Raw genomic sequence first — 8,737 nt, forward strand, 5'->3', positions numbered from 1 at the left:
TTTGTATACTGCCCCTCTGTTGGTAAACGACCACCGGTTTGTCTGACCCAGTCATTATACCCACCAACATACTCGCCAATTTTCCCCTCACCTTCGAATACTAAGGTGCTCGTGACGACCTGATCTATAAAGTCCCGGTCATGACTGGTAATAAGCAGTGTTCCCTGAAACTGAGCCAAACGCTCTTCCAACAATTCCAAGGTATCAACATCAAGGTCGTTGGTTGGCTCATCCATTACAATAACGTTTGCCGGTTTGGCAAATAAACGCGCTAACAATAAGCGATTCGTTTCACCACCGGACAAGGCGGTGATAGGTGAGCGAGCACGCTCTGCTGTAAATAGAAAGTCATTGAGATAACTCATTACGTGACGGGACTTGCCATCCATTTCAACAAAGTCATGGCCATCGGCAACATTATCAAAAACTGTTTTAGTAAAATCCAGTCCACCTCGAAGCTGATCGAAATAAGCAACTTCCAGTTTACTCCCCAAACGTACAGACCCACTTGTTGGCTTTAACTGGTCAAGCAATACCTTCAATAAAGTCGTCTTACCGGCACCATTTGCTCCAATTAAGCCTATCCTGTCGCCTCGCATCACTGTTAATGAAAAATCATCAATAACCTTACGTCCCGAATCAAATGCAAGCGACACATGCTCGGCTTCTGCCACCAGCTTTCCTGACTTCTCCGCTTCGGCTATTTTTATTTCAGCCTTACCTTGCTGATTGACTCTTTGCTTACGCTCATCTCGCATGGCCTTTAAGGCCCTGACACGCCCTTCGTTTCGAGTACGCCTTGCTTTAATCCCCTGGCGAATCCAAACTTCTTCTTCAGACAAGCGCTTGTCAAACAAAGCATTTTGACGTTCTTCTTCCTCAAGCAAACGCTGTTTCTCTTTCAGGTAGTCGCTATAGCCTCCGTTAAAAGCTGTGATATTTCCCCTGTCCAACTCGATAATATTGGAGGCCAAAGCCTTAATAAACGCTCTATCGTGACTGACAAACAATAACGCGCCACGATATTCTGCTAAGCGGGCTTCCAGCCATTTGATAGTTTCGATGTCCAGATGGTTAGTCGGCTCATCTAGTAAAAGCAGGTCGGGTTCATTGATTAAGGCTCGGGCAAGCATTACCCGCCGCCGCCAACCGCCGGATAAGTCTTTCATCTGCATCGATTCATGCAAACCAAAACGCTTAAGCATGCTGGCGATCCGAGTATCAAAATCCCAGCCATTTAATGACTCGATTCTGTCTTGCAGCTTCTCTAACTTTTGCAGGTCTGCAGCTTCATCCTGACTATTGATCAGATGGTGATACTCACTTAAGACCTGACCAATTTCCGGTAGGCCTTCAGCAACGACATCAAAAACGTTACGTTCATCAGCATCGGGCATGGATTGAGGCAAAGCCCCTACTTTAAGACCCTTTTGAAAATTTATGACACCGGAGTCCGGATCACTACTTTTCATTAGCAATGACATTAATGAAGACTTTCCCTCGCCATTTCTACCCAGCAGGCAAATCTTTTGTCCCTCTTCAATCGCAAACGTAACGTTATCCAGTAAGGGGCGGTGGCCATACGCTAATGACACATTTTCAAAGCGGATTATACTCATATATTTTTTTACTAAATCTTTTATGTTTTCGTAAAATTGGCTCGCCAACTGATGATTTTCAACTATCCTTCATAGAATAAGCTGGCACTGCAATGCATGCAGGCATTATGCACGACTTTTAATTTGTCACCACTGTTAAATGTAATGGAGATTCGCATTGTCTAACAATCCGGTAACATCTACCGCGAAAAAACCAGACTTGGACTGGAGTCAGGTTCGCGAAACGATCAACATGCTGACCCTAGCTGTGTCTCAGGTAGAGTGCACCATGACAGACGGCGAAAAGTCAGTAACAGAGCTGACTCAGTCGTTTACCTATATTGCCAGTCAACTGAAGGAAGTTATTGATTCACATAAAGGTGAAGAAAATGACACCTCAGGAACTGACCTGGAGTCTATTAAGCTCAGTGCTGCAGAGATCCACCAGCAGATTATGAGTGCAATTGTTGCCTTCCAATTCTACGATCGACTCACTCAACGTCTAGACCACGTCAAGCGAGATCTAGGTTGGCTGAGTAATCTGGTAAGTGATCCTCAGCAACTCTACAACCCAATGGCATGGTCTAAGCTGCAAGAAGACATCATGTCGAACTACACAATGGAAGAAGAGCGCATCATGTTCCAACACATCATGAACGGCGCAAGTGTTGACGAAGCTTTGGATATTTACAAACATCACTTTAGTGCCAAAAAAGACAGCACTGACGATACCTCGGACGAAATCGAGCTTTTCTAAGGCAAGTACCTTTCAGTTAAATGCCTATTTCTATGTTTAGAAATAGGCTGAAGCGCTTTACCTATCCCTCTTCAAGCACCTCAATTACTCTTAGCTTATCATCGAGTGAGATTTTCCCTGTATTAAGTTGAACCATATTCTGTCCGAAACAAACACCAAAATCGTTTTTTCGATACTTAGCTAGCGTCTTTAGAGGCTCTTTGCCAATCTCGCCATGCTCATCAATGCAAGTCATAATACAGCGGCTACATGGCTTAACTAATGCAAACTCTATCTCACCGATAGCAATACGCTTCCACGAGTCTTCTTGAAAAGGGATATCGCCTTCAAGCACAATATTCGGCCGAAAACGGTTCATGCCAACAGGAACTTCCAAGCGGCTATTCAGGTCATCTAATGAGGCCTGGTTAGTCAATAAAATCGGGAAACCGTCAGCAAAGCTAACTTGCTGGCTCTCTGCAAAGAACTCACGGTCGACCTGGCGAAAAGTTGAGTCAGGCATATAGGCCAAAGCCACATTCACCCCCAAATAGTCTGAAATAACTTGTGTCCGGCGGTCTTGTACGGTGAGCGCACCCACTTCATCAGACCAGACACATACATCAGCTTCTTTAGAAAACTCACTTAGCGAAAAACTGACCTCAGGAATGCCCTCGTCCGATATATTTAAAGTACTACCATCAAAGCTTGCAGAAACTTTGGCTAAGGCGCTATATTTTCGCTGAGTAATAAATCGCCCGGCATCATCCACCAACATAAAACGTCGATCAAAACGCAAACCAAAGCGATCAATTTCAACTTCACTTAAGGATACCGGACCAAGAGATTTGACCGGATGAATATTCAAAGCGGAAATTTTATATTCAGACATTTAAGAAGCCTGTTCTTTGACGTAGTCAAGAACAGCTGTTGCAAGCTCATCAGGCTGAAATTTGGATAGCAAGCGATTACACCCAACTCGCTCTGCCATAGCCTGGTTAAAACTACCACTCAAAGAAGTATGCATAATTACATAAAAGTGGCTCAATCGATCATCTTTACGAATTTCAGTCGTTAGTCGATAACCATCCATTTCCGGCATCTCGGCATCTGTTAGCACAAGTAAGCATTGCTTAAGCTTTTCCGGATCATTATCCGCCCACTCCTTAAGCATTTCATAAGCTCTTAAGCCATTTGGTGCAGTAATGGTAGGTAAACCTAGCTTTTCTATCGTACCGGTCGCCTGTGCAATTGCGACCGGTGAGTCATCGACCACCAAAACAAACTTTTCTCCTAATGAATCAATCAACTCATTCTCGAGAAGCTCTTCAGAGACATCAGTTGAATACGGAGAAATATCTGACAAGACCTTCTCTACATCAATAATCTCGACAATCTGTTCCTGATAGCGTGTTATGGCCGTTAAGTAATGCGCCCTACCCGCCGCTACCGGAGGCGGCATGATATCTTCCCAATTGAGGTTAACTATTTGCTCTATTCCGGCAACCAAAAAAGCCTGCACACTTCGATTATATTCAGAGACGACAATAATGGATTCACTGTTAACCTCAAGCGGCCTCATACCAATTGCCTGACTTAAATTGATAACGGGGACAGTCTGCCCCCTAAAGTGAGTGACACCACAAATACAAGGATGACGATGAGGCATCGCAGTTAGGTTTGGTAAATTCAGAACCTCTTGAACCTTAAATACATTGATTGCAAAGGTCTGATGACCGCTAAGCTTAAACATAAGCAACTCTAAGCGATTTTCACCTACCAGCTTGGTTCTTTGATCGACCGAAGCCAAAACACCCGACATCTTACCCTCCAGGAAAGCAGCAAATTCACCGCTAAAATCTTATCATGCAAATGCTCTACGAAAAGCCAAGCCAAGCTAGGCGCGCAGATATTCATAATGTACTAAATAGCAATAAGTTTAGACCATAAAGAAGGTCTCGACTGAAGAATGAGCCGAATTTAATGATCGATAGGTAATAAAGATAAATTGGAGCGGGAAACGAGATTCGAACTCGCGACCCCAACCTTGGCAAGGTTGTGCTCTACCAGCTGAGCTATTCCCGCTTAATCTGGTGTGATTTTTTACTTGATCATACAAGAGAGAAGTAATAACACCCCTCTTAAAACCCGATTATTTACAGAGAGTTACGCCCTCAGATCGAGTGAGGGCGTATTATAGGGAGAGCATTTTTGTCATGCAAGTCCTTTAATAATAAAAAGCGTGAAAAAGATAACACTTTTGAAATCTATCTCGAACCTTGCCCGATCACCCTACAAAATCATCAGCAGACGCTTAGATTAAGCGCCCTTATCCTTTTCTTCATCTGAGGGCAGGTCATCTGTGTCACCGATATCGAAGTCTTCCAAGTTGAACTCTTCGTCATCGTCGTCATCCAGCGGGTCGCTTAGATCCAATGCATCTTCAATTTCCTTTTCCAAGTCCTCTTCAGGCTCATCCGCAGCATCCTCAATCGCTTGAGCAATATCGGCAGCCAGGTCCTCGTCATCCCCGGAAATGTCCAGCGCATCGGCCTCTTCCGGCTCATCAAGCTCAAGCTCCTGAGCGACATCACTTAAGTCATCGGTAGATAGGTCCACGACCTCTTCAGGCTCAGGCTCAGGCTCTACTAAAGGTTCGTCATCCTCTTCAAGCTCAACAAGCGGCTCGTCATCCTCTTCCAACTCAACTAGCGGCTCATCATCCTCTTCCAACTCAACAAGCGGCTCATCCTCTGGCTCCTGAGAGGCAACTGGAACTTCTTCGGGTGGCTCTTCAACAAAGTCTAAGCCATCATCCGGTTCTGCTTCGGGTTCTTCTTCCACCTCAGCACTCGCTTCAGTTTCTACATCTTCTGCAATTTCTTCAACATCCTGATCGCTCAGGATTTCTGTTTCTTCAACTTCCTCTTCTTCCTCTTTCGCCTGACGCTTTTTAAGCAAATAGAAGGCTAAGCCACCCAAGAGCAAGCCCCCTAGAACACCGCGGCCGATAATAAACCAAATCATCATATCGTCTTCTGACTCTTCTACCAGCTCTTCTTCCGCTTCGGGCTCTTCAACAGGCTCTTCCACCTCTTCCTTAACGGGCTCTTCGGCTGGCTGAGGCAGCTCTTCTTTCGCTTCCTCTTTAGGTTCTTCAGCTTTCGGCTCTTCTACCTTTTCTTCCGCAATTGCCTCTGCAGGCAACTCTTCTGGGGCATCTTCTTGCTCGTTCACTGACACGATATTATTTGAAGCACCCGCCGGTATCGGGAACTCAGCCTCAAAAGGCTTAGGCTTGAACTTGAATTTCTTTCCTTCAATCGTCTCGGCCTTTACCTTAACAGCCACTTTATACAAGCCATCGCCTTTATCTGGCTTAATCGGTAATACCCAGCGCCCCGCCTCGGCATCTAATTCCAAGGCATTGATTAAACTACTCCCATCAGGAGCATTTACCTTCGCAAATATATTGGTATCAGTCAGAGATATCGTCTCACTCATCGGCGTGACCACTAGCGCATAATGAGCTTCATCTCCTTCCCCTTTAACCGAAAATTCAAAATCAAAAGGCGCTCTCAAATTAATAATCTGGCGTTTCTTACGCTTAAAGGTTTTCCCATCAACCAAGACCGTCACTTCATACTGACCGACCTTACTTAACTTACGAATAGCTTCTCTAAAAACGCCGTCTTCAGGAACCTCATCCGACATAGACTTCTTAGCCGTTTTATTGCTTTCTGTTTTAAGCTGCAGCTGCACATCTAATAACTGCAAAAAATCAGGATTAGTAACTGTCTTCCCTTCTTCACTAAAGCTAACGTCAACATTCAAGGGATCACCAGCGAAGAAATTGACCGGTAGTTTGCTAACATTAAGCTGCAAGTTACTAACCACTGTCACCTGGCTTCCTGGTTGAACTTCGGAGTTAATCTTCCACGTGCCTTCTAAAGGACGACTGACAGTAATCAAGTCATAACCTTTATCCTGATACCATTTGATATCCTCACCCTGGTTTTCATAGCTATATACTTTTTCATCAGGAGATAGAATTTCGGTCGGAATGCTGCCATCCCCTCTAAAGATCAAAGCAGTAAATTCTTCGATGCTAGAATCGATAACAAACTCATTTCCCTCGATAGGTACCTGCTCACTAGGAACGGCCTGTTCAAGAGCTTGGAGAAAAATTCGAGTCAGGTCTTCAGGGGTCTCGGCAACCGCCGATTGTCCACCCGTTTGAATAGCTAACTTATCCATTAAGGATTTATCAGCATTTTTTGACAAAGAGATTGAATGAATCTTGGCGCCCTTCTCTTTAAAGGTAGCCATCACTGAAGTTAGAATACGCTCACGTTCTGAGGCATTTTTCTCGGGGTCTTTATCAATATCGACCATGCCATCAGTCAGTAGAATGAAATGAGTATTCGAGAAGTCCTTACCTTCTTTATAAAAATCATCAGAAGCCTTCTCAAGCACTGCCCCAATATTTGTATATAGCGCTACAGAATTGATTTTCTTTGCTTTTTCTTTAGCGTCAAGACGCCATTGCTCATCAACAGCTTTTAACTTGACCAAATTATTAACCCATTGACCAAAAGTCCAAACACCCGCTTCATCGCCATCGGGAATCAGCTCAGTTAATAGGTTAACCGCCGGGATTCGCAAGTTGGCCGGATCATTCTTCTTCATGCTCCCGGAGATATCGATCAGCATACGTATATCGGCCCCCGCTTCATTAGCAGCGGCATCTTGTGCGAAAGCATTAGCTGAAATTAATACATTGACGAAGACCGCCAGTGTTAACATACGCTTAATAAGGCTAAGCCCTCTCAGCTTTTGCGTTATCACCTGGCGCGCAAATGATAGTTTGGAGTTCATAGATTCCCCTGCATGATCCCGGCCCAAACAAATGAGGCATTATGGACAAAATTAGTCGAACATAGATAATTTATAGCAGGTTTTACAACAACAACAATGCGATATTAAAAGTATTTTCTCTTAAATTAACGCTTACCTGTTGTTTTTATAGAAGATTAGTGTGTTTCACTAAGTTTAGAGTGATGAAGGTAAATGTTTTCCTAGCTCGACGTTATAGGCATTGATGAGCTTAAAGCGATCTTGCTCTAGACCGTTGATGGACACTGACTCTTTAAACATATCTAAAGGACGCACCCACAATCCAAACTCGCCATATAAAGCTCTATAGACAACCAACTTTTCCTCTGTCTCGCTATGCGTGACCAGGCCAAGTACCTCGTATTCAGCCCCCTTATAATGCTGATACAAGCCTGTTTCGATACCACTCATCCAGCCTTCTCCATACCCAAGAGTCTTCTCATAACCGATTCCAACATCACCACAACGATCATTAATGCATAAGCGGCGGCAATATAAACCCCTGCTTGAAGCGCTTTATCTGTGTGACCCAAAACCCAGTCATAAGCACCAACAAGGTAGGCGGGTGCCAGCCAAATACTTGCATCTGTCGCAATATTGATAGGCGTTAACAAGAGGACGGCAACCAGAACCCTTAAAGATCGCCGGGTTCGACGTAGCTTGAGATTTCTGGTCATTCGCCAAAATACGGCAATCATCACGAGCGCGGAAATCAGGTACACTGCCCACGCAGCAAGGTATGAAAAACTTTCCAACTATCTATCCTTAAGCCTATATCAACTAAACAAGATCGAGCGAGCCCATCTCATTATTAATTCGCAATTTTTAGTGTAGTTCATCTGCCTGACAGCCATAACAAACTAAATTATGTAGTCTTCCCAATCGTCTTCTGAAACCAGGCTTTCGCTGATTGCTTTTGAGCGCACCGAAATGTGATTTTCATGCATCATAATTTTGCTACCCGCGATCAAGGGGTGCCACTGGGGTAGCGGCTTCCCTTCAAATAGCAAACGATAAGAACAAGTTTCAGGGAGCCATACCGAGACCTCAGGTAAATCAGTCACACTTAGGTTAAGACAGTCAGGCACATAATTGTTTCGCTTGGAATAGACAGTACACTGACAAGCATCCGTATCCAGATATTCACAGCTGATACAGGTAAACAGCAAGTCATCGCTGTCTTCATCCTGGAGCTTATGCATACAGCACTTACCACAGCCATCACACAGAGCTTCCCACTCTTCTTTCGAAAGCTGGTCTAAGGCTTTTTCTTTCCAAAAAAACTTATCTACCGCCAATTGACTCGTCTCACCGTCATTAATTTAGCCGTGCAAACTATCTTTAGGTGGCTTATATAAATCCAACATTTCCGGGTCTTTTGCTGGCGGCATCTGCAAATAAAAGCCTTTCTCAGCAATATCGTCCAAAATTTTCTTAGCATCCGCACGGGCCAATTTCTTTTCTGGCGTGAGTATCATATCCATCACATGCTCAGCTTGCCCAAATA

At 44.3% G+C, this 8,737-nt stretch carries 9 protein-coding genes and 1 tRNA gene; 1 reads left to right on the forward strand and 9 read right to left on the reverse strand.

Translation table 11 applies throughout. The features are described from left to right. Positions 1–1,619 (reverse strand): ATP-binding cassette domain-containing protein (locus A3735_RS12070; RefSeq protein ID WP_068638122.1); only part of this gene is annotated, 1,619 nt, incomplete at its 3' end. Positions 1,620–1,776: 157 nt separating this feature from the next. Here A3735_RS12070 and A3735_RS12075 point away from each other — a divergent pair. Further along, on the forward strand, positions 1,777–2,355 hold the full coding sequence (locus tag A3735_RS12075; RefSeq protein WP_082865206.1) for a hypothetical protein: 579 nt from the start codon (positions 1,777–1,779) through the stop codon (positions 2,353–2,355). A 61-nt stretch (positions 2,356–2,416) separates the two neighbouring features. Here the strand turns inward: A3735_RS12075 and A3735_RS12080 are convergent, their stop codons facing one another. The 8 genes from A3735_RS12080 to A3735_RS12115 form a co-directional block, all read right to left on the reverse strand. Next, the gene (locus A3735_RS12080) at positions 2,417–3,226 is read right to left on the reverse strand and encodes an MOSC domain-containing protein (protein WP_068509730.1); all 810 of its coding nucleotides are present in this window, start codon (positions 3,224–3,226) and stop codon (positions 2,417–2,419) included. Continuing rightward, complete coding sequence (locus A3735_RS12085) at positions 3,227–4,156, reverse strand: chemotaxis protein (RefSeq protein WP_068509728.1); 930 nt, start codon at positions 4,154–4,156, stop codon at positions 3,227–3,229. 187 nt (positions 4,157–4,343) lie between these two features. Further along, a tRNA-Gly gene (locus A3735_RS12090) sits at positions 4,344–4,419 on the reverse strand. Positions 4,420–4,653: 234 nt separating this feature from the next. Beyond that, positions 4,654–7,212, reverse strand: a complete 2,559-nt coding sequence (locus A3735_RS12095; RefSeq protein ID WP_068514789.1) for a vWA domain-containing protein — start codon at positions 7,210–7,212, stop codon at positions 4,654–4,656. 174 nt (positions 7,213–7,386) lie between these two features. Then, entirely contained in the window at positions 7,387–7,641 is a 255-nt protein-coding gene (locus tag A3735_RS12100; protein WP_068514784.1) for a DUF1653 domain-containing protein, read from the reverse strand. Then, positions 7,638–7,985, reverse strand: coding sequence for a hypothetical protein (locus tag A3735_RS12105; RefSeq protein WP_068514779.1), 348 nt, complete (start codon positions 7,983–7,985; stop codon positions 7,638–7,640). Before A3735_RS12105 ends, A3735_RS12100 begins: the two co-directional genes overlap by 4 nt. A gap of 105 nt (positions 7,986–8,090) precedes the next feature. Next, complete coding sequence (locus A3735_RS12110; RefSeq protein WP_082865207.1) at positions 8,091–8,528, reverse strand: YcgN family cysteine cluster protein; 438 nt, start codon at positions 8,526–8,528, stop codon at positions 8,091–8,093. A 24-nt stretch (positions 8,529–8,552) separates the two neighbouring features. Further along, on the reverse strand, positions 8,553–8,737 hold a 185-nt coding region (locus A3735_RS12115; RefSeq protein WP_197485884.1), incomplete at its 5' end, for a YcgL domain-containing protein.

The organism is Oleiphilus sp. HI0061 (assembly GCF_001635675.1).